The organism is Cytophagaceae bacterium (assembly GCA_016722655.1).
In the GTDB taxonomy this organism is placed as follows: domain Bacteria; phylum Bacteroidota; class Bacteroidia; order Cytophagales; family Spirosomataceae; genus Leadbetterella.
The window spans coordinates 3,359,069-3,380,749 of sequence record JADKIR010000004.1; the positions used below are offsets into that span (position 1 = coordinate 3,359,069).

The following is a 21,681-nucleotide window of genomic DNA, read 5'->3' on the forward strand; positions in this document are numbered from 1 at the left end:
TAGAAAGAAAATAATTTAGTATTTGTAAATGGACATAAATAAACATTTCCCGAGAGCACTGGAAGACGAGGCGATATACATCATCAGGGAAGTAGTAGCCCAATTTGAAAAACCCGTTTTATTGTTTTCCGGCGGAAAAGATTCGATAACTTTAGTCAGATTAGCCCAAAAGGCGTTTTATCCCGGAAAAATCCCTTTTCCATTGCTGCATGTCGATACCGGTCACAATTTCCCCGAAACCATAGAATTCAGAGACCAATTGGTGGCTGAATTGGGTGTAGAGTTAATTGTTAGAACCGTTGAAGAAAGCATAAAAGCAGGTAGGGTAAAAGAAGAAACCGGAAAATATGCCAGCAGAAATGCCCTTCAAACGGTTACGTTGCTGGATGCCATCGAAGAATTTAAGTTTGATGCCTGTATCGGTGGAGCCCGCAGAGATGAAGAGAAAGCCAGAGCCAAAGAACGGATTTTCTCAGTAAGGAATGATTTTGGAGAGTGGGATGCAAAAAAACAAAGACCTGAATTGTTTGATATGCTCAATGGTAAAATTGACATTGGAGAAAACGTGAGGGTTTTTCCGATTTCAAACTGGACGGAGCTGGATGTCTGGAATTATATAAAAGATGAAAACGTGGCTATTCCTTCCATTTATTATGCTCATAAAAGGATGGTTTTTGATCGAGATGGCATGATTTGGTCTGATTCAGAATTTATCAATAAAACAGAAGATGAGATTCCATACGAAACTGTCGTGCGTTTCCGTACTGTAGGAGACATGACTTGTACAGCTGCTGTTTCATCGGAAGCAGATACTATTGATACGATAATTGAAGAAATATTGGAGGCGGAAATCTCGGAAAGAGGAGCAAGAATCGATGATAAACGCTCAGAAGCCGCCATGGAAAAACGTAAACAACAAGGATATTTTTAAAAAATGGATATATTAAGAATAGCAACTGCCGGCTCTGTTGATGATGGCAAAAGCACATTGATAGGAAGGCTTCTTTTCGAAACGCAGTCAATCACCAAAGATAAAATCGAAGCCCTTAAGGCAGCCAGCCAGAGAAAAGGCCTTGATTTTGTGGATTTGTCTTTATTGACGGATGGTTTGATAGCAGAAAGAGAACAGGGTATAACTATAGATGTGGCACACATTTATTTTAATACCCCAAACAGAAAATACATAATAGCCGATACTCCGGGTCATTTTGAATATACCCGAAATATGGTGACAGGTGCATCCAACGCTTCGGTTTCCATAATATTGATTGATGCCAGAAATGGAGTAGGGGAGCAGACCCGCAGGCATTTTTATATTTCCTCTTTACTGGAAATCAAGAATGTAATAGTGGCCGTTAATAAAATGGACCTGGTAAATTATGATCAGGCTGTTTTTGAAAAAATCAAAAGTGATTTTAATGAAGCTGCCACTCAGGCCAGAAAGCCAAACCAGAACATTTCATTTATTCCCTTATCCTCTTTGTATGGGGAAAACATCGTGAATGTGTCAGAAAAAATGCCTTGGTACCAGGGTGAATCTTTATTACAATTACTGGAAGGTATCCCTCCACTTAACCCGGAGCAGGAAAACCTGCCTTTCAGATTCCCGATCCAGCATGTGGTTCGACCTAAATCTGATGAGTTTCATGATTTCAGAGGTTATGCCGGAAAAATATCCTCCGGAAGTATTTCAAAGGGTGATTTGGTCACAGCATTGCCGGGTAATCAAATCAGTAAAGTTGAAAAAATATTAAAATTTGAAACAGAATTGGATTCTGCCGCCCAAACAGAATCTGTCGTGATTACTTTGGCCGATGACATTGATATCAGCAGAGGAAACATGCTTGTAAAAGTAGGTGAGCAACCCGAATTTAGTAAGCAAATCACGGCTCAGGTATGTTGGATGGATACCAAACCTATGAAAGAAGGAAGCTCGTATTTGCTGCAGCACAGTATTAATCGGGTTAAAACCAAAGTTTCAGAGATCAATTCAAGTCTGGAGATATCAAATTTTGAAGAAATAAAGAATGCAGAAGAATTAAAGCTAAATCAGATAGGGGTAGTTACTTTCCGTTTGTCAGGACCCATTTTTGCCGATAAATTTGAATCAAATCCTGCCAACGGAGCCTTTATCTTAATTGATGAATTCAGCAATAATACTGTGGGAGTAGGTTTCTTGCTGTAAGATGATAATTTTTTTGTAAATTTAAGGTGGCTATCGTCACCTTTTTTTTTGCCTAAATTGTATAATTCTTATAGATTCTATTATTTTAATCACAAGTTTTTTTGACATATATAAAATTTGGCAAATACTACTTTTTACCTTTTAAATTATTATTAAATTGCATTGCAGCTTTTATAAAATACTATAATTTTTGCATTTTTATAACTTTTATTTTAGTAAAATTTTATTGGTTTTATTAAAATATAAGAGTACAATAAACAATTCTATTTTTAAAAAATGACTGATAACTATCAAAATCAAGGTCTTTACTCACCGGAATTTGAACACGATGCCTGTGGAATAGGTTTCAGGGCTCACCTGAAAGGTAGAAAATCGCATCAAATCGTGGAAGATGCCATTCATATGCTTGAAAGAATGGATCACCGGGGTGCCTGTGGTTGTGACCCTAACTCTGGTGATGGAGCAGGTATTTTGTTGCAAATTCCTCATGAGTTTTTATTTGAAGAATGTCTTAATCTGGGTATCGATTTGCCTGAACTTGGAAGTTACGGTCTGGGAATGGTATTCTTCCCAAATAACGCAACTGCCCGGGAAGAATGTAAAGAGATTTTGAACAGGAAAATAAATAGTCTTGGGTTTAAGCTTTTGGGTTACAGAAAAGTTCCAACACAAAATGATACGCTTGGTCATGATTCTGGCTCAGTTGAACCTTGGGTAGAGCAGGTTTTTGTTCAAAAAACAGATGCTTTACAGGATAGCATGTCTTTTGAGAGAAGATTGTATGTTTTAAGACAATTTGCTACCAAAATTATCAAAGAATCGGTCGAAGGAGCGATGGAGCATTTCTATTTTTCTTCTTTGTCTTCCAAAACAGTTTCATACAAAGGTCAGCTTACAACCAATCAGCTCAAGTATTACTTTCCTGATTTGACCAACGAAAACGTAGTTTCTGCTTTTGCGATAGTACATTCCAGATTTTCTACCAATACTTTCCCTTCATGGAAACTCGCTCAACCTTTCAGATATATAGCACATAATGGTGAGATAAATACGGTAAAAGGAAACGTAAACTGGATCAGAGCCGCTGAGACGACATTCTATTCGGAGTTTTTCACCGAAAAAGAAATGAAGATGATATTGCCGATTTGTGATAAAAGCAATTCTGATTCAGCCCACCTTGACAACGCGATTGAATTATTATATCTTTCAGGTCGTTCCCTTCCCCATGTAATGATGATGCTGATTCCCGAAGCCTGGGATGGCAACGAGCAGATGGATCCTGTTAGAAAAGCCTTCTATGAGTATCATTCGAGTATCATGGAGCCATGGGATGGCCCGGCTTCAATTTCATTTACAGATGGAAATATAGTAGGAGCAACCCTTGACAGAAACGGATTGCGTCCTTCAAGGTATTGGGTACTTGACGATGATACCGTTATCATGGCTTCTGAGGCTGGAGTTTTGGATGTAGATCAGTCAAAAGTGATTTCAAAAGGTCGCTTACAGCCCGGCAAAATGTTTGTGGTAGATATGGAGCAAGGCCGCATCATTCCTGATGAAGAACTGAAAGCCGATATTTGTTCCAGACAACCCTATCAGGAATGGCTCGATGAACATAAGATCAGGATTTCAGTGTTGCCCGAATCCATCAGACCATATACCAATTATGATGAGAAATCGCTTTTAAGACGCCAGCAAACCAGTGGATATACTTCTGAGGATTTGAGGACTATTTTGGCTCCAATGGCCACTTCAGGCACCGAAGTGATTGGTTCTATGGGCATTGACTCACCATTAGCCGTTTTGTCAAATCAAAGTCAGCACCTTTCCTATTATTTTAAGCAACTTTTTGCTCAGGTAACCAACCCACCTATAGATTCTATTCGTGAGCGGGCTATTATGTCATTGATTTCGTTTGTGGGTGCTGCCGATAATATACTTACCGAATCTCCTAAGCATTGCCGTCAGGTACAATTGGAGCATCCTGTTTTGACCATTAAAGAATTTGACAAACTTCGCTTTGTGGATTATGAAGGTTTTCAGGCAAAAACCATCAATACATATTTCAATGTAGAATCTAAAGATCCTGGCAAATCTCTTGAATTTGCTTTGGAACGGATTTGCCGTTACGCCGAAGATGCCATCAATGATGGTTTCGAGATATTGATTCTTTCCGATCGTTCGATTGATTCTGACCACGCTCCAATTCCGACATTATTGGCCACAGCTGCTATTCATCATTACCTTATCAGACAAGGACTTAGAGGTAAAGTGGGTATTTTGGTTGAGGCAGGTGATATTTGGGAAACTCACCATTTTGCAACCCTGATAGGTTATGGTGCGTCTGGTATTTGTCCTTATATCGCTCTCGAATCAATCTCCGATATGAACAGGAAAGGCTTGATTGATGGAGAATTTACAGATGAACAATTGTATAAAAATTACGCCAAGGCAGTAGATAAAGAGTTGCTTAAGATTTTCTCAAAAATGGGAATATCAACGCTTCAGTCTTACCGCGGAGCACAGATTTTTGAATGTATAGGTCTGAATAAATCCGTAGTTGATCGATATTTTACAGGTACAATCTCAAGAATAGAAGGTCTTTCTTTGGCCGATATCGCAAAAGAATGTTTAATCAGACATGCAATTGCTTATCCGAAAGTAGCAGTTTCAAGCGTAAGAAAACTGGAAGTGGGTGGGGTGTACCAATGGAAACAAAGAGGTGAAAAACACTTGTTTAATCCAGACACCATTCATTTGCTTCAGCAGTCAACCAGAATCGGGGAGAAGGATCCTGCAAAAGGGTATGAGATATTCAAAAAATACTCTCGCCTGATGAATGACCAGACCGAACAAGCAATGACTTTGAGAGGTTTACTGGATTTCAAAAACACCAATAAATCAATTTCGATTGATGAAGTCGAATCTATCGAAAGCATCCTTACCCGATTTGCAACAGGGGCCATGTCTTTTGGTTCTATTTCCTGGGAAGCACACACCACCTTGGCTATCGCAATGAATCGAATCGGAGGCAGGTCAAATAGTGGAGAGGGCGGTGAAGACGAAATCAGATATCAACCCAATGAAAATGGAGATATCCTTAGCTCAAATATCAAACAGGTAGCTTCAGGCCGTTTTGGGGTAACTTCTTATTATTTGACTAATGCCAAAGAGCTTCAAATCAAAATGGCTCAGGGTGCCAAGCCTGGTGAAGGCGGTCAGCTTCCCGGTCATAAAGTAGATGATTGGATTGGAAAAGTGAGGCATTCGACTCCTGGTGTGGGTTTGATATCTCCTCCGCCACATCATGATATTTATTCTATAGAGGATTTGGCTCAGTTGATTTTTGACTTAAAAAATTCAAACAGAGCCGCCCGTATTTCGGTAAAACTAGTTTCTGAGGCAGGTGTAGGTACAGTTGCTTCCGGTGTTGCGAAAGCTCATGCCGATGTGGTACTAATTGCCGGATATGATGGTGGAACAGGTGCTTCACCACTTTCTTCAATTCGACACGCAGGTCTTCCATGGGAGCTTGGATTGGCAGAAACACACCAGACTCTGGTAAGAAACAAATTGCGGGGAAGAATAACTGTTCAGGCTGATGGTCAGATCAGAACCGGACGTGATATTGTAATTGCAGCACTTTTGGGAGCTGAAGAGTTTGGAGTTGCTACTGCAGCATTGGTTACTGTGGGTTGTATCATGATGCGAAAATGTCACCTGAATACTTGTCCTGTGGGAGTTGCTACACAAAACAAAGACCTGAGGGCCTTGTTTAGTGGAAAACCCGAGCATGTTGTCAATATGTTTACCTATTTGGCTATGGAAGTAAGGGAAATCATGGCTGAATTAGGTTTCCGTACAATCAACGAAATGGTTGGTCAATCTCAAATATTGAAAAAACGGGCTAAACTTGACCATTGGAAACTTAAAAACCTTGATCTTTCCAGAATACTATACAAAGAAGAAGCCGATGATTCGGTAGCTCTTTACAAAAAAGAAGAGCAGGATCATGGGATAGTAGGTGTTTTGGATTGGCAGATGATTAGTGATGCTAAAAAAGCGTTGGAATCTGGTGAAAAAGTAACTGCAGAATATACCGTTAACAACCTGAACCGCACTATTGGAGCGATGCTTTCCAATGAGGTTTCAAAAAAATACAAAGGTGACGGCCTTCCTCAAGATACCATTCACTACAAATACCGTGGTACAGCCGGACAATCTTTCGGAGCATTTTCAACTAAAGGCTTGAAATTTGAGTTGGAAGGTGATGCCAATGATTATTTTGGAAAAGGTCTTTGTGGGGCAGAATTGGTGGTTTATCCCGATAGAAGTGCCACTTTTGAGCCTTCAAAAAATATGGCAGTAGGAAATGTATCGTTTTACGGAGCGACTTCAGGTGAAGCCTATATCAGAGGGATGGCCGGTGAGCGTTTCTGTGTAAGAAATTCAGGTGCCAAAGTTGTGGTTGAAGGGGTTGGTGACCACGGATGCGAGTATATGACAGGCGGTGTAGTAATAATACTCGGTGAAGTGGGAAGAAATTTCGCAGCCGGTATGAGTGGTGGTCTGGCGTTTATATATGACGAAAAATCAGACTTTGATGCAAAATGTAATAAGGAAATGGTTGATTTGGATGAATTGCTTCCAAGTGACGAATTATTGCTTAAAAACATGATTTCCAAACATTTTGAAACTACAGGTAGTGACGTTGCCAAAGCCATTTTGGATAACTGGGAAACAGAAAAAGCAAAATTTGTGAAAGTATTCCCAAGAGATTACAAGAAGATTTTGATGAAAAAAGAATCAGAAAGTATCGCAGCTTAATTAATTGAATTTCAGATAGTAAAGTTTATATAAAATGGGAAAACCAACCGGTTTTTTAGAATTTGAAAGAAAGGCTTCTCAGAAAAGAGATATCGCCGAAAGAAAAAAAGATTACAAAGAGGTAGAGGTTCAATATTCAGAATCTCAAACCAAAGAACAAGCCGCCAGATGTATGGATTGCGGAATACCGTTTTGCCACAGCGGTTGTCCTTTGGGAAATATTATTCCGGAATTTAACGATGCGGTTTATGATCAAAACTGGCAGTATGCTTACACTTTGCTAAGCTCAACCAATAATTTCCCAGAATTCACCGGCCGCATCTGTCCTGCTCCTTGTGAGTCGGCCTGTGTACTTGGGATAAATAAGTCGCCGGTTGCCATTGAATATATTGAGAAATCGATTATCGAAAAAGCATTTGAAAATGGTTGGGTAGTACCCAATACTCCTAAAAAACGCAGTGGCAAGCAAGTAGCGGTAGTGGGTTCAGGTCCAGCAGGTTTGGCCGCGGCAAGTCAGCTTAGCAAAGCAGGGCACAATGTCACAGTTTTTGAAAGAGCCGATCAGATAGGTGGGTTGGTAAGATATGGAATTCCGGATTTTAAACTCGATAAATCAATCATTGACCGCCGTTTAGAAGTAATGATGGCTGAAGGAATTACTTTTAAAACTGGTGTTAATGTTGGTATAGATTACAAATCAGATAAACTACTGGCCGACTTTGATGCTGTTTTATTATCAGGAGGATCTACAGTGCCCCGGGATATTGAAATCTCAGGTCGGGAGCTAAAAGGAATTTATCCTGCTATGGAATTTTTGAGTCAACAAAATAAAAGAGTGGCTCAGGAACATGGTAAGTCTGTGGATAATACCAAAGACCATCGTGGCGAAAAATATGCCAATGGCGAGTTATCGGCCACAGGTAAAAATGTATTTGTGATTGGTGGAGGTGATACCGGATCTGATTGTGTTGGAACTTCCAACCGTCAGGGTGCGGCTACCATCAATCAGATTGAGATTATGCCTATGCCTCCAAAAACTAGAGACGAAAGCACTCCATGGCCGCAATGGCCTATGATGCTCAGAACCTCGACTTCGCATGAAGAAGGATGCGAAAGAGCATGGAGTATCAATACCAAAGAGTTTATTGGCGACGAAAATGGAAACCTGAAGGCTATTAAACTGGTTGAAATTGAGTGGGCAAATGAGAATGGCAGAATGGTTATGAAGGAAAAAGCCGGAACAGAGAAAGTATATCCTTGTGAGTTAGCCCTAATTGCGGCAGGATTTCTTTATCCTCAGCCGAAGGGCTTATTGGAAGGTCTGGGAGTAAAACTGGATGCCAGAGGAAACGTTGATGCCGTTAAGTATAAAACTTCGGTTGAAAAGGTTTTTGCTGCGGGGGATATGCGTAGAGGACAGTCTTTGGTAGTTTGGGCTATATCCGAAGGTCGTGAAGCAGCCAGAGCCATTGACGAATATTTGATGGGAAGTTCTTTGCTTGAAGCTAAAGCTGTTTCAATGATTTCGGCAGAATATGTAGGTTTATAAAGATAATAATAATAGAATTTATTTGATGCCACGAATATTGATTTATTCGTGGTATTTTTTTTAAATGAATTGGTTTTAATTTTTCTGGAAAAAACCTGGTAGAAACTTAAATCAAATAGTTAACTATTAACAAAACCAACTATTTAAAATTCAAAATATCAAGATGCTTTTTGCAAAATTCATATTCTTTGGGTTCGTTAGATGAAACGAGGATTAATCTTTGTCCCAAAACCTTTTCAATTTCAGATTTATACCAATTGAAACCTTTTTCGTCGAGGTTGGAGGTGGGCTCATCAAAAAACAAGACTTCAGAAGTACTGTAAAATACCAAACCAAGTTTGAGACGCTGACGCATGCCTGAGGAGAAAAACTTTATCTGCTTATTTCGGTGTTTTTCAAGCTCAATTTGTTTCAAAAAATCACCGGCAGATATTCCATCTTTAAATTCTTTAAACTTTTTATGAAAAATAACCGCTTCCTGTAAGGTAAATTCCTCTATCAGTTCAAGATAAGGGGCGGAAAATGATAAATGCTTATGAAATTCCTCTTCATGAATATTATTTCCGGTAGTAGAATAAGCAACTTTTCCCTCATTAACGGGAATCATTCCGGCCAGTGCCTGCATCAGAGTGGATTTTCCTGATCCATTTGGTCCGGTGATAGCAATGGCTTGATTTTCAGAGAATTCAAAATTTAATTTCCTGAATATCCATTCATTTTTATACTTTTTGCCAATATTTTCTGCCTCAATTGTCAGCAAATTATTCGACGTTTTTGTTACCACCACTTCTGATAATCCCTCTCTCGGAGTTTCTTACAAAATTAATGATTTCGTCTCTTTCTGCAGTGGCAGCCAATTCTAATTCAATTTTATCGATTGCCGCGGAATTATTTAATCCTGAAAGATATATTATGCGATATATTTCCTGAATCTCCTCAATCTTTTCACTGGTAAAATTCCTTCTTCTCAATCCAATAGAGTTTACCCCTGAATAAGACAATGGCTCGCGGGCAGCTTTTACAAATGGAGGCACGTCTTTTCTAACAAGGGAACCTCCGGCAATCATTGAATGTGCCCCGATATTGACAAACTGATGTACCGCACTGGTTCCACCAATGATTACAAAGTCACCCAATGTAATATGTCCGGCCAATTGCACGCCATTGGAAAGTATCACATTGTCACCCAAAAAACAGTCGTGGGCAACATGAACATAAGCCATCAAAAGACAATTATTGCCCACAAGGGTTTTGTTGCGGTCTGATGTACCCCTATTGATAGTTACACACTCTCTTATAACCGTATTGTCCCCTATTTCAGCGGTGGTATATTCACCTTTGAATTTTAAATCCTGAGGAATGGCCGAGATTACCGCTCCTGGAAAAATCTTACAATTTTTTCCAATTCTTGCTCCTTCAAAAATAGTAACGTTGGGACCAATCCAGGTACCTTCACCTATTTCAACATCATTTTGTATGGTAGTAAAAGGCTCAATAACAACATTTTGAGCAATCTTTGCACCGGGGTGCACATAAGCCAAGGGCTGTGTCATATAATTATTCTTTTAATTGGATTTCTTTACCAATCGGGCTGTCATATCGACAGAGCAAACTAAATTTTTGCCGACCCAGGCTTCTCCATGCATTTTGGCTACGCCCATTCTAATGGGTGCCGATAGGGTACATCTTATTACTAACGAATCTCCCGGCAAAACATTTTTAAAAAACCTGCAACTTTCTATTCCAACCAGATAAGGCCAGTATTTTTCGGGCTCACCGGTTGATGTTAAAACCAATACACCACCTGTCTGAGCTATGGCCTCTACCTGCAAAACCCCAGGCATTACCGGATTATCAGGGAAATGACCCGTAAACTGTGGCTCATTCATAGTAATGTTTTTAATTCCAATCACCGTTGTTCCGTCCAATGACATGATTTTGTCAACCAATTGAAATGGATAACGATGTGGCAAAAGCTTTGCTATATCTATTACGGTAAAAACCGGCTCGGCGTTGGCATCAAAGTAAGGAGCGGCTGTAGATTTTTGATCTATTTGTTTTTTGATCAGTTTTGCCAGCTCTACATTAGAGGCATGTCCTGGTCTTGCGGCAAGGATATGAGCTTTTAAAGGGCGGCCTATTAGGGCAAGATCGCCCATCAAATCCAATAGTTTGTGTCTGGCGGGCTCATTATGAAACTTGAGTTTCTCATCATTCATAATACCGGCTTTTCCATCACTTTCAATTTTTTTATCTAAAAGTGTCTCCAGATCTGATATTTGTTTTTGTGTAATATCAGTTTCAGAAATTACTACCGCATTGCTAAGGTCACCCCCTTTAATGAGGCCAAGTTTTGCCAGATTTTCTATTTCGTGTACAAATACAAAAGTGCGACAAGGGGCAATATGCTCTTTAAAAAGGGATATTTCATGAAGCTGAGCATGTTGCGGGTGTAATATGTGCGAGTTGAAATCGACCATTACTGTCAGGCGGTAATCATCCAATGGCAAAGCAGCCAGTTCGATGTTTTTTTCTACATTCCTATAGTGAACCGCCTCGGGTACATCGTAATAATTACGCAAAGCATTTTGTTCCTGTATTCCCGCTTTTTCAATCAATTCTATAAAAGGAATTGCACTACCATCGAGGATGGGTACCTCAGGACCGTCAATTTCTACTAATATATTATCAACCTGCAAGCCTGCCAGAGCAGCCATCAGGTGTTCAATAGTGCCTATACGACCTCCGTCTTTTTCGATTACTGTGCTGCGGCTGGTATCTACCACATTGTCAACCAATGCCGGAACCAAAGGTTTGTTTTCAAGGTCTATTCTCTGAAATATAATTCCATGATTATTAGAAGCCGGTTTGAGAGTTATTGAAACTAGCTCACCGGTATGCAATCCTTTTCCGTAAACCGAAACATTTTCAGAAATGGTATGCTGTTTTAAATTCATTATCAAAAAGGTTTATTTTTTATTTATATTTTCAAATATCTTTTTTAATGTAACCTGTTGTTTAAGATATTCATTAATAGGTAAAAGAGGGCGACCGGAGAAGGATTGGCCCGGTGTGGTGATACTTTTGCTCACACCCGATTGTGCTCCTATTTTGGTGCCGTCGGCGATGCTTATGTGACCCACCAAACCCACCTGGCCTGCTATCAGACAAGATTTTCCGATTTTAGTAGAGCCCGCTACTCCTGATTGGGAAGCTATGACGGTATTGTCGCCTATCTCCACATTATGCCCGATTTGTACCAAATTGTCGAGTTTTACACCGTTTCCAATCAAGGTTGCACCCATGGTAGCCCTGTCAATTGTAGTGTTGGCCCCAATGCTCACATGGTTTCCGATAATCACCTTGCCTAACTGTGGGATGTCCTGATAAACACCGTTGGCATCGGGAGCGAAACCAAATCCATCAGAGCCTATTACAGCACCTGCATGTATCACACAATGTTCACCGATTTCTATACCGTCGTATATTTTTGCACCGGAATAAATAATAGTGTTTTTTCCGATTTTTACATTTTTTCCTAAGAATACATGAGGGAAGATTTGAGCGTTTTCTTTGATTACTACTCCTTCAGAAATATATGCAAACGAACCAATGTATGCACTCTCCGCCACTTTTGCTGATTCTTTTACAACTGAAAACTCTTCACGACCCATCTTTTGATTTTTTGTAAGTTTCTGATATTCCGACATCAGATTACCAATGGCCAGATAGGGATCTTCTACCGCAATAAGATTGGTGGTAATTTCTTTGCGTGGTTCAAAATTTTTGGAAACGATGACTGCACTTGAGGAGGTGGAATAGATATAATTTTCATACTTGGGATTTCCCAAAAAAGAAATACATCCAGGTTTCCCTTCTTCGATTTTTGCAAAGTCATGTACGAGTATTTCGCCATCACCCCTTAAATCTCCTCCGACGAGGTGTGCTATTTGCTTTAAAGAAAACTTCATTAACCCTATTTGAGATGGTGTAAACGGCTACTAAAATCACCGTAAATATACATCATTGGCATAACATATATAATTTTTTTTGACAATATTGCTCATTGCCTTGATGGTCGGTAGGTCAGAAGCCTCTGATATGTCGAGTATAATACCATTTTTCATTAAAATCTTTATATTCGACTCTTTAGCTATATAACCGCTGTTACTAATACTGCCTTCCACCACCAAATATTTCAGAAACTGCGGGTTGATTTTTCTTTCCAGCAATTCCATGGTTTTTTCTATACGCAATGCTTGTGTATCCAGGTCGATATCCATCTTGATTTTAAAAAGGTTTCGGTCGGTCAAACAAGTAGAAAGGTAAGAGAGAAGTATGTCAGGGTGATTTTGTAATTGCTTAATCAGTCCCCAAATATCATAATCGTCGAGCTTAAGAAATGTTTGAAGATATTTTTCTTCACCTAAAAATTTCTCTTTATTTACATTTTCAAGCATAAAAACCGAAATCGGATAGGGGAGGTTTACGGTTTCGCCTTTACCGTTAAGTTCTTTGATTCTTTCAAATAACTTGATCAGAATCGTCTCGGCACTAATGGCCGTTTTGTGCAAATACACCTGCCAGTACATGAGTCTTCGTGCTACGAGAAAGTTTTCAACACTCAACAAGCCTTTCTCCTCCACCACCAGCTCATTGTCAACGATATTTAACATTTTGATAATTCTCTCTGCACCCACTTTGCCTTCAACTACACCCGTATAAAAACTGTCGCGGTTAAGGTAATCCATGCGATCCATATCGAGCTGACTGGATACCAACTGGTGGAAAAATGGACGGTGGTATTGATTGTTGAAAATCTCGATTGCCAGACTAAGTTTTCCTTCAAAAACCTGATTGAGCTCTTTCATGATGATCTCAGAAATGAGTTCATGGTTTACGTTATCAAGCAATGTATATTCCAGGACATGCGAGAAAGGCCCATGGCCAATATCATGTAGTAAAATAGCCAACTGAGCTGCTTCGATTTCAATTTCGGATATCTGGTGTCCTTTGGATTGAAGTGTTGCCAGAGCTTCGGTCATGAGGTGCATGGCTCCTAATGCATGGCTAAAGCGAGTATGAAAAGCACCGGGATATACCAGTTCTGACATACCCAGTTGTTTTATTCTGCGTAGCCGCTGGAAATAAGGATGCTCAATGACTTCAAATATAAAGTCCGAAGGAATGGTTATGAAGCCATATACCGGATCGTTGAATATTTTACGTTTGTTGGTCAATTCAATGATTTTTGTGCAAAATTAGGGTTTATGCTGTAATTATTAGCATTCTGGTAGATAATCGGTATTTTAATTTGCAGTGGAGGTGTTAGAGGTATTTGGGTTTTAGTTGGTAAGTTGGTAAGTTGGAAAGTTGGAAAGAGGGGTAGGTTAATGTGCTAATTAATAATGTGCTAATGTGCTAATTGGTTTTTGGAATTGGTGGATGGCTTTCTTGCTTAATTTCCTTCATTTCTTAATTTACCTTAATGTTTAGGAAATAATTGGACAATTTTTACCATGAAGAAATTAAGGGCATTAAGGTAAATTCCTTCGTGGAGCTTTGAGGTTTCTTTGTTTGCTTTGAGGTTTAATTGTTACACAAAAGCCACTAAGAAGGCACAAAAGGCACAAAGATTACATTGGTTTTTTTGAAAGAGTTGCTATTGGTAACCTGCTAGTTAATAATGTGCTAATGTGATAATTGGTTTTTGGGATCGTAGGTTGGCATCCCGGCTTAATGTTCTTTATTTCTTAATTTACCTTAATGTTTCAGAATAATTGGAGAATAAATTAACCATGAAGGGATTAAGGGCATGAAGGAAAATGCCTTTGCGAATCTTCCTGGTTTTTTTGTTACGCAAAAGACACTAAGAAGACGCAAAAGGCACAAAGATTACATTGGTTTTTTTTGAAAGAATTCCTACTGGTAATGTTCTAATTAATAATGTGATAATAAGGTAATTGGGTAACAGAGTTTTAGTTGATAAGTTAGTAAGTGTTATAGATTTAGATTGCCAGATTACAAAATCGGCAATAAAGAAATTGATTCACTCGCTTAAACCACTCAAATAATACTTACCACCCCCTCTCACTCTGGTGGTACGGCATACCGGGAGGGGTGCCTGAAAGGCGGGGTGAGGTTTTTAACCATGAAGGAATTAAGGGCATTAAGGTAAATTCCTTCATGAAACTTATCGGCTATTTTTTGTTCTTTGAGTTTTTTTGTTACAAAAAAAACCACAAAAGGCACAAAGAGTTTGTGTCCTATTTTTTGCATCTATTTTTAGAAAATAATAAAGATTTTACTGAGCTATTTATTTTTACTTTTTAATGGTAATCTATTCCTCAGCTACCATAAAATAAAATCCTTTGTAATTCGGGTCCAAAATAATGTTAATCACAAACTTAATAAAGTATTATTGTCTCTTAAACCTTATTGATATGAAAATGAAATTTACATTCTATCTTGGAATTGCTGTGTTCTTTTTGCTCCGATTCAGTACCTCGGCACAGCTGAGTTTATCGGTTAACTCTTCTCCGCCCAAAGAGCAGTCTGGCAAGATTGATGCAGTTGCTGCGGCTTGTGATTTTCCGGTTTCGCTCACCCAAACACTAGATAATACCATTGTACCTGGATTAGGAATTAGTTGTAATGCTGGTACACTTCATACCAATAACAGTTATTGGAGAGTTTATGACCTGGCTACTGTCTATCCCAACAAAAGTCTTGATGTTTCATCTATTCAGATAGCCATAGAAACCGCTAATGCCACTTCGGGCAGTCAAAGTATCACTGTCCGGTTATATTATGTGGATTCCGGAACTTTTCCAACCGGCACATTGTCTGCTGCAATTAGCACCACCAATCATGTTATTACCAATCAGACGCTAACATTAGTAAGTCTGCCGGTAAGTATTATTTTACAGCAAAATAAGCAATTGGTGGTTGAAATATTTACTCCAAATGGACAGGCCCTGGGTAACTCATTTTTTCTTGGTGGAAATTCCACTACAGAAACAAGTTCTGGGTATCTTTCTGCAGCGGATTGTGGGGTTACAGTTCCAACCTTTTTTACTACTTTGGGTTTTCCCAATTACCATCCGGTTATCAATGTAATAGGTTGTGAGAAATTGTGTACGCCAATCACGTCTGTAAGTGCTTCTCCTGCTATTGTTTGTGCCAACAAAGCCTCAAGTTTGACTGCAAATGGATTAATTAATAACTCGGTAATTAAATGGTATGCTGATGCTACTACCAATACAGTTTTATTTACAGGTAAAACTTATCTTACTCCTTTGCTCAATGCAAACAGTACCTTTTTTGTAAGTCAAAGCGTGGGCTTACCTCCTAATGACACTTTAGATTTTATTGGTGCGATGCAATCCGTAGTTGTTCCTGCCGGTGTAACCAAATTAACGGTTGAACTATATGGTGCAGCAGGAGCCAATGGCATAGATGGTAGTGCCATTGCTTTGAAAGGAACCGGTGGTCTGGGTTCTAAAGTATCCGCGGAAATAAATGTAATTCCCGGTCAAACTCTAAACATTTTTGTGGGTGGTACTGGTATAGGAAGTGTTGGAGGCTTTAATGGAGGTGGTACAGCGGGAAATAATCTGGCAGGAGGTGGCGGTGGAGCCACTGATATAAGGGTAGGTGGTACTGCATCCTCAAACAGGATTCTCGTGGCTGGAGGTGGCGGTGGCGGTGGAAATGGCGGATGTTTTTCTGCCGGGGTCAATGGTGGAAATGGAGGTACAGGTGGAGGTGGAACAGGTGCGAATGGCATCAATTCATCCGCTGGGGGTGGTGGTTTTGGTGCGATAGGAAATGTAGGTGGGATAAGAGGAGTAGGATGTCCCGGTTTTTTAGGTGCTAATGGTGATGATGGTCAGGCCACAGGTCAGGGTGGAAATGGCGGAACTGGGCAAGCTTGCTGTTGCACAGTTCCCCCTGGCGGTGGCGGTGGCGGTGGTGGATACATTGGCGGTGGCGGTGGTGGCGGCGGCTCAGCAGGTACCGTAGGGTGTCAATTTAATGACTCAGGTGGCGGCGGCGGTGGCGGCGGTGGAAGTAATTTTTTGGGACTTTCGCTCAATCCTTTGGTTGAAGATGGAGTAAGAGCAGGGAACGGCCTGGTAATTTTGAAATATGGTTCAGAAAATAACTGTGCTGCTTCGACTCGTATATCTAAAACTATTACGCTGCATCCTAATACCCTGAATTATGTGAGCCCTGCTGATAATATATCGGTAAACGCCGGCACAAAACAAGCCGGACAAACCATAACAGCAACCAATGAAATACTTGCCTCGGGAAAAGTGATCTATAAGGCTGGTAAGGCAATAACCTTAAACCAGAATTTCAAAGTCAACACCGGTGCAGTATTTTCAGCAGAGATTGGTGGTTGTAATTGATTTGATTTAGGGATAGGTGAAATGATAAAAAAACCGCAACGTTGCTGCTGCGGTCTGAAGGTTGTTTAACATGTGTTTAACCCTAAACGCCGGTTTCAGAGGTGGCTTTGGACTTAGAACGGCTCATGCTTTTCGATGGGCTGTCTGATACTTTAAAGCCCCATTCGCCCAGGCGTTTGGGTTGTGAACGATAGACACCCATGAGCAGGTCGCGGGAAGCTTTGATGGTTTCGGCAATAGGGTTGAGCATGACGTCACGCTCTCTGTATGCCAATTCCATCTGTCTCCTCAGCTCTTCTGCTTTGAGGTGTTGTTGCTGACAGGCCGTCACCTTGGGGCCCATGCCCGTGAGGTTCATATACTGCAGAGTGTTTAGAGGCGAGGCCTCTCCATCGGTTGCGTGCTTGGCGTTGATAATCTCCGCCAGTTCTAATACCTCCTGCACGTTAGTAGGTATCATTATTCTTATTTTTGCCATTTGACAATTAACTAAAAAAAAGTATAAAAAATAGATTCTCCTCAATAGCACGGTCTCGTCTCAGGACTCAGATTTTGATTATTTCGTGGAGGCTCTGCTCCCAATTGTTTATCTTTTCGACCGTCGGCTTAAGTCCACCTAAGATTTTGCAATCCATTGGCTTTAACTATTAAGTTATTCAAAATTACTTTAGAGATACTTCCTTGAAGGTATAGTAAGTTTTTACCATGTGTTTTCCGAAATGCGGTTTTAAGGCATTGATTCGCAGTTTTTTAAGGCTGCGGTTTTTGGGGGCATGAAAATATTAAAATTATTTAAGAAGCTGTTGGGTTTTGGAAGGGTTTTATATTAATCAATTTTGGTAAGTTGGTAAGTTGGAAAGGTGGTAAGTTGGTAAGAGGCAGAGTTAATGTGCTAATGGGTTAATGTGCTAATTAATAATGTGCTAATGTGATAATTGGTTTTTGGAATCGTAGGTTGGCATCCCGGCTTAATGTTCTTCATTTCTTAATGTAACTTAATGTTTCAGAAAAATAGGAGTATTATTTAACCATGAAGACATTAAGGTAGTATTCCTTCGTGGAACTTTGAGGTTCCTTTGCGTCTTTTGCGGTTTAATTGTTACACAAAAGACACTAAGAAGGCACAAAAGGCACAAAGTTTACCGTGCGAAATATTGTAACCCATTAAATCAAGATGAAGAGGACTAAATACGCTTCAATTCATTCGGGGAAAATAGATTCTTAAAAAATAACCCTAATCAGATTCCATTTACTGATTATTGTTCCTATTTTCGCTTTAGTTTAACCCTAAAACATTAATGCTATATGCCCAACCCTTTTCTGCATAATTTAAGAAAGTTTGGTTTTGAATTCTTTTCCATTTTTATCGGGGTATTTGCTGCCTTTGCATTGGACAACTGGAACGAGAACCGCAAAGATGAAGTCACCGAAATGAAAATCCTCACCGAAATCTCCAATGGCCTTGGAAATCGTGCAAAATGATTCTCTTCGTTTGAAAATCATCGGCTTGTATGAAAACGATTACAATTCCTTAAGAAAATTAGAGGAGGATTATTCCGAACTTCAGTTTCATGATTCTTACTTCAAGGAATTTAACGCGGTATTGGCACCCAATTTTATCATAGACGATGCGGGCAAGATCAAAGGAATAAAACAGCCCATCAGGATTGGGGAAAAAGAGAAGAAAATCCTGCTGGTTTATCTTTGGAAAATGAGAACCAAGCGTGGAATTATGTTAGGAGGATATCAGGAGATAAAAAACAAGGTTAAGAATCTCCAAAAACACATTGAGGAAGAGCTGGCAAGAGACTAAAGACTTTTTTTTGGCGGAGTTTTTAATAGAATAATAAGGAAGAGGGGATTAAATACAGTGAGGTTTTATTCTGAATTGCAAATATTAAGCATGAATCTATGAAAGCTCTGGACGAGTTTTATCATCAACAACCCGAACCCTTGAATGGTTGTCTGCTCGCATTGAAAGACTTCATTCTTGCCATGAATGCTGATATCACAAATGAAAGGAAATACGGTATGCCATTTTTTTGTTTTAAAGGCAAGATGTTTTGTTATTTGTGGGTACACCGAAAATACAATCTTCCGTATATAGGTCTGGTGGAAGGGAAGTATTTTGAGGAAACTTTTCTAATTCAGGAAAAAGGTCTCGTATGAAAATCATGCTCATTGACCCGACCATCGATTTACCAATTGAGACCATCAGGCCAATTCTTCAAAAAGCATTAAACCTTTACCAATCGGGGGAAATCAGGATTAAAGGGATGTAAGGATGGATTTTTTCAAATCTGCATCAAAAAAATAAATACACACGGTAATGGTTTTTACTATTAACAATTTGTGCAAGTTTATTTATTTCATAGTGCTTATTCCTCTCATATAAAATTATAAAAATCAAAACCTAAAAGTAGGGGAGATTAATGTTCAGACAATTATTAATATTCAATTTTGACCCCTAACTTTGGAAAGAAATCAATGGCATTTCAATATTCAACCCTAAAAAAAAGATAATGAAAAAACTTTCTATAATACTCCTTTTCCTTGCATTCGGAGGAATAGGTTTCTCCCAAACTGTTAATGTCAATTCTACAATTGTTGCATCAAAAACGGCTTACGCTATGCGAATGCTTGGAAATACACTTGGCAAGCATGGATACAAACTGAAGAATACCGCGGCGAAATTTACAATTGAATTAAAGATAGATGCCGGTAAGTATGGACCCGAATCCTTTGGAATTATTACTGATAAAACCACCATTAGCATAGTAGGAGGGGATACAAGGGGCTTGATTTATGGCTCACTCGCTCTATGTGAAAATATCAGAAATGGTGTGGCTTTAGATAAAATTAAAGCAATTGAGGAAAAGCCAAGATACCCCTATCGTACCATAAAGTTCGATTTGCCTTACGATACCTATCGCCACAGTTATGCCCTGGATTTACATCAGGAAACCTGTAAGGACATAAAATACTGGGAATCTTTTCTGGACATGATGGCCGAAAACCGTTTCAATATTTTGAGCCTTTGGAACTTGCATCCGTATGTGTATATGATTCGTGCCAAAAACTTTCCGGAAGCGTCGCCTTTCTCAGATGCTGAAATGAAAGAATGGCAAACACTCTTTCATGGTATATTACGAATGGCAAAGGAAAGAGAAATAGAAACTTATCTGGTGCCTTTTAATATTTTCGTAAGTCCGGAATTTTCAAAAGCCCATAATGTGGCGATGGACAATCTGGAGCACCACTTTTTTGTGAGAGGCGATACTTCGGAAATTATCAAACGTTATACCCGTGAAAGCGTAGCCCAGGTGTTACAAGAATATCCCGAACTTACTGGATTTGGCCTCACACTGGGTGAAGGTATGGCCGGAATGACCCCTCAGGAGCGTGAAGACTGGATGAAAGAAACTATTATCGAAGGCATGAGATTGTCGGGAAGAAAGTGTAAGTTGATACATCGCATTCCGTTTTCAAGCAATGTAGGTTCGCTGGGGCCTACCAGTATCGAAACTGAAAAGTTGACCCGTAGAGCAATAGATGAAGAGGGTACAATGGATTTTATTGAAAAACCCATTTGGGCTGATTTTAAGTACAATTGGTCGCATGCTCACTCTACGCCTACGCTTGTAAAAGTGCATGGAGGAAAGCTTTTTGATACTTATTTTGTACCCAAACCTGAAACCTACAAAGTAACCTGGACGGCCAGGAATGAGGATTTTTTCTGTCTCAGATGGGGTGTGCCTGATTTTATCCGAAGCCATATCAAAGAAAATAGTCAGGAATACGTGGGTGGCTATACCATTGGTTCTGAAACTTATATTCCAGCCAAAGATTACTTTACAAAATCAGACATAAAAGTGGATTGGAAATATGCGTTTGAGCGTCAATGGTTGTTTTATAAACTTTGGGGCAGATTACTTTATAATCCCGAAACACCTGATGCTGTTTTTCAAGCCGAGTTTACACGTAGATATGGAAAGGACGGAGAAAACTTGCTAAAAGCCAGTTCGCTGGCAGGAAAAACACCGCTAAGGCTTGCATCTTCTTTTGATTTTACCTGGGATTTTAGTTTGTACAGCGAAGGTTTTTTATCACTAAAAGACAAAACCGTAAGTTATATTGATATTATCCGGCAAATAGAGCAACCAGTTACGGAACCAAGTTTTGTGTCGATTGCTGATTTTGTAAAAATAAAAACCAGTGGTGGGAATTTTGAAACCGGTAAAGTAACCCCGCCGATGTTGGCAGAAATGTTGGAAAAAGATTGTAATAAAGCACTGGAATTAGTAAAAAACATTAACGTCAAAAATAACAATACGCTTATGTATGAGGTGGCAGACATACATACATGGGCGTATCTGGGTTTATATTATGCCGAAAAAATAAAAGGAGGCATTCAATTACAAACCTACAAAACTACGGGCGATTTGCAGTACAAACAAAAGGCCATAACGCATCTGGAAGCAGCCTTAAAATTTTGGGATGAGGTTATTGCCATCACCAAACCTATCTATAACGATATGCCATTGGTACACTTTACCGAACAAGCTGGAAACACCAAAGAACAAAACGAAGCACTACGGTTTCATTGGCATATTTTACGTCCTGCTGTTGCAAATGACATAGAGATTGCAAAGAATGCAGTGTTTGAGAAGTGAAATATTGGGTTGGGTATTTCGTATTTGGCT

Annotated in this window: 13 protein-coding genes and 2 pseudogenes; 8 read left to right on the forward strand and 7 right to left on the reverse strand. The window is 39.5% G+C overall.

Annotated elements, in window-relative coordinates; all coding sequences use genetic code 11:
• Nucleotides 1-28: 28 nt before the first annotated feature.
• From cysD to IPP61_15245, 4 genes are all read left to right on the forward strand, one after another.
• Nucleotides 29-931 (forward strand): sulfate adenylyltransferase subunit CysD, encoded by a 903-nt coding sequence (gene cysD, locus IPP61_15230; protein ID MBL0326512.1) that lies wholly within the window; start codon nucleotides 29-31, stop codon nucleotides 929-931.
• Nucleotides 932-934: 3 nt separating this feature from the next.
• Entirely contained in the window at nucleotides 935-2,185 is a 1,251-nt protein-coding gene (locus tag IPP61_15235) for a GTP-binding protein (protein ID MBL0326513.1), read from the forward strand.
• A gap of 276 nt (nucleotides 2,186-2,461) precedes the next feature.
• Nucleotides 2,462-7,012, forward strand: coding sequence for a glutamate synthase large subunit (gltB, locus tag IPP61_15240; GenBank protein MBL0326514.1), 4,551 nt, complete (start codon nucleotides 2,462-2,464; stop codon nucleotides 7,010-7,012).
• 34 nt (nucleotides 7,013-7,046) lie between these two features.
• The gene (locus IPP61_15245) at nucleotides 7,047-8,561 is read left to right on the forward strand and encodes a glutamate synthase subunit beta (GenBank protein MBL0326515.1); all 1,515 of its coding nucleotides are present in this window, start codon (nucleotides 7,047-7,049) and stop codon (nucleotides 8,559-8,561) included.
• A 139-nt stretch (nucleotides 8,562-8,700) separates the two neighbouring features.
• Here the strand turns inward: IPP61_15245 and IPP61_15250 are convergent, their stop codons facing one another.
• The 6 genes from IPP61_15250 to IPP61_15275 all read right to left on the reverse strand — a co-directional run bounded on the left by IPP61_15250 (nucleotide 8,701) and on the right by IPP61_15275 (nucleotide 14,840).
• Complete coding sequence (locus tag IPP61_15250) at nucleotides 8,701-9,318, reverse strand: ATP-binding cassette domain-containing protein (protein ID MBL0326516.1); 618 nt, start codon at nucleotides 9,316-9,318, stop codon at nucleotides 8,701-8,703.
• Nucleotides 9,319-9,322: 4 nt separating this feature from the next.
• Nucleotides 9,323-10,114, reverse strand: coding sequence for an acyl-ACP--UDP-N-acetylglucosamine O-acyltransferase (gene lpxA / locus IPP61_15255; protein MBL0326517.1), 792 nt, complete (start codon nucleotides 10,112-10,114; stop codon nucleotides 9,323-9,325).
• Nucleotides 10,115-10,126: 12 nt separating this feature from the next.
• Entirely contained in the window at nucleotides 10,127-11,518 is a 1,392-nt protein-coding gene (locus IPP61_15260; GenBank protein MBL0326518.1) for a bifunctional UDP-3-O-[3-hydroxymyristoyl] N-acetylglucosamine deacetylase/3-hydroxyacyl-ACP dehydratase, read from the reverse strand.
• Nucleotides 11,519-11,530: 12 nt separating this feature from the next.
• Entirely contained in the window at nucleotides 11,531-12,532 is a 1,002-nt protein-coding gene (gene lpxD, locus IPP61_15265) for a UDP-3-O-(3-hydroxymyristoyl)glucosamine N-acyltransferase (GenBank protein ID MBL0326519.1), read from the reverse strand.
• Between the two features lie 36 nt (nucleotides 12,533-12,568).
• Nucleotides 12,569-13,801: an HD domain-containing protein gene (locus tag IPP61_15270; protein MBL0326520.1), complete on the reverse strand. Its 1,233-nt coding sequence runs from the start codon at nucleotides 13,799-13,801 to the stop codon at nucleotides 12,569-12,571.
• An 850-nt stretch (nucleotides 13,802-14,651) separates the two neighbouring features.
• The gene (locus IPP61_15275) at nucleotides 14,652-14,840 is read right to left on the reverse strand and encodes a hypothetical protein (protein MBL0326521.1); all 189 of its coding nucleotides are present in this window, start codon (nucleotides 14,838-14,840) and stop codon (nucleotides 14,652-14,654) included.
• 170 nt (nucleotides 14,841-15,010) lie between these two features.
• On the opposite strand from IPP61_15275, the gene IPP61_15280 reads away from it, so the two are divergent.
• Nucleotides 15,011-16,978, forward strand: a complete 1,968-nt coding sequence (locus tag IPP61_15280; GenBank protein MBL0326522.1) for a hypothetical protein — start codon at nucleotides 15,011-15,013, stop codon at nucleotides 16,976-16,978.
• An 82-nt stretch (nucleotides 16,979-17,060) separates the two neighbouring features.
• On the opposite strand, the gene IPP61_15285 is transcribed toward IPP61_15280, so the two are convergent.
• On the reverse strand, nucleotides 17,061-17,456 hold the full coding sequence (locus IPP61_15285; GenBank protein MBL0326523.1) for a hypothetical protein: 396 nt from the start codon (nucleotides 17,454-17,456) through the stop codon (nucleotides 17,061-17,063).
• Nucleotides 17,457-18,283: 827 nt separating this feature from the next.
• On the opposite strand from IPP61_15285, the pseudogene IPP61_15290 reads away from it, so the two are divergent.
• The 3 genes and pseudogenes from IPP61_15290 (at nucleotide 18,284) to IPP61_15300 (ending at nucleotide 21,651) form a co-directional block, all read left to right on the forward strand.
• A pseudogene (locus tag IPP61_15290) lies at nucleotides 18,284-18,791 on the forward strand (hypothetical protein).
• Nucleotides 18,792-18,889: 98 nt separating this feature from the next.
• Nucleotides 18,890-19,260, forward strand: a pseudogene (locus IPP61_15295) (DUF1801 domain-containing protein).
• A 240-nt stretch (nucleotides 19,261-19,500) separates the two neighbouring features.
• Nucleotides 19,501-21,651 carry a hypothetical protein gene (locus IPP61_15300; protein ID MBL0326524.1) on the forward strand — a complete coding sequence of 717 codons (2,151 nt, stop codon included), beginning with the start codon at nucleotides 19,501-19,503 and terminating at the stop codon, nucleotides 21,649-21,651.
• The last annotated feature ends 30 nt before the right edge of the window (nucleotides 21,652-21,681 follow it).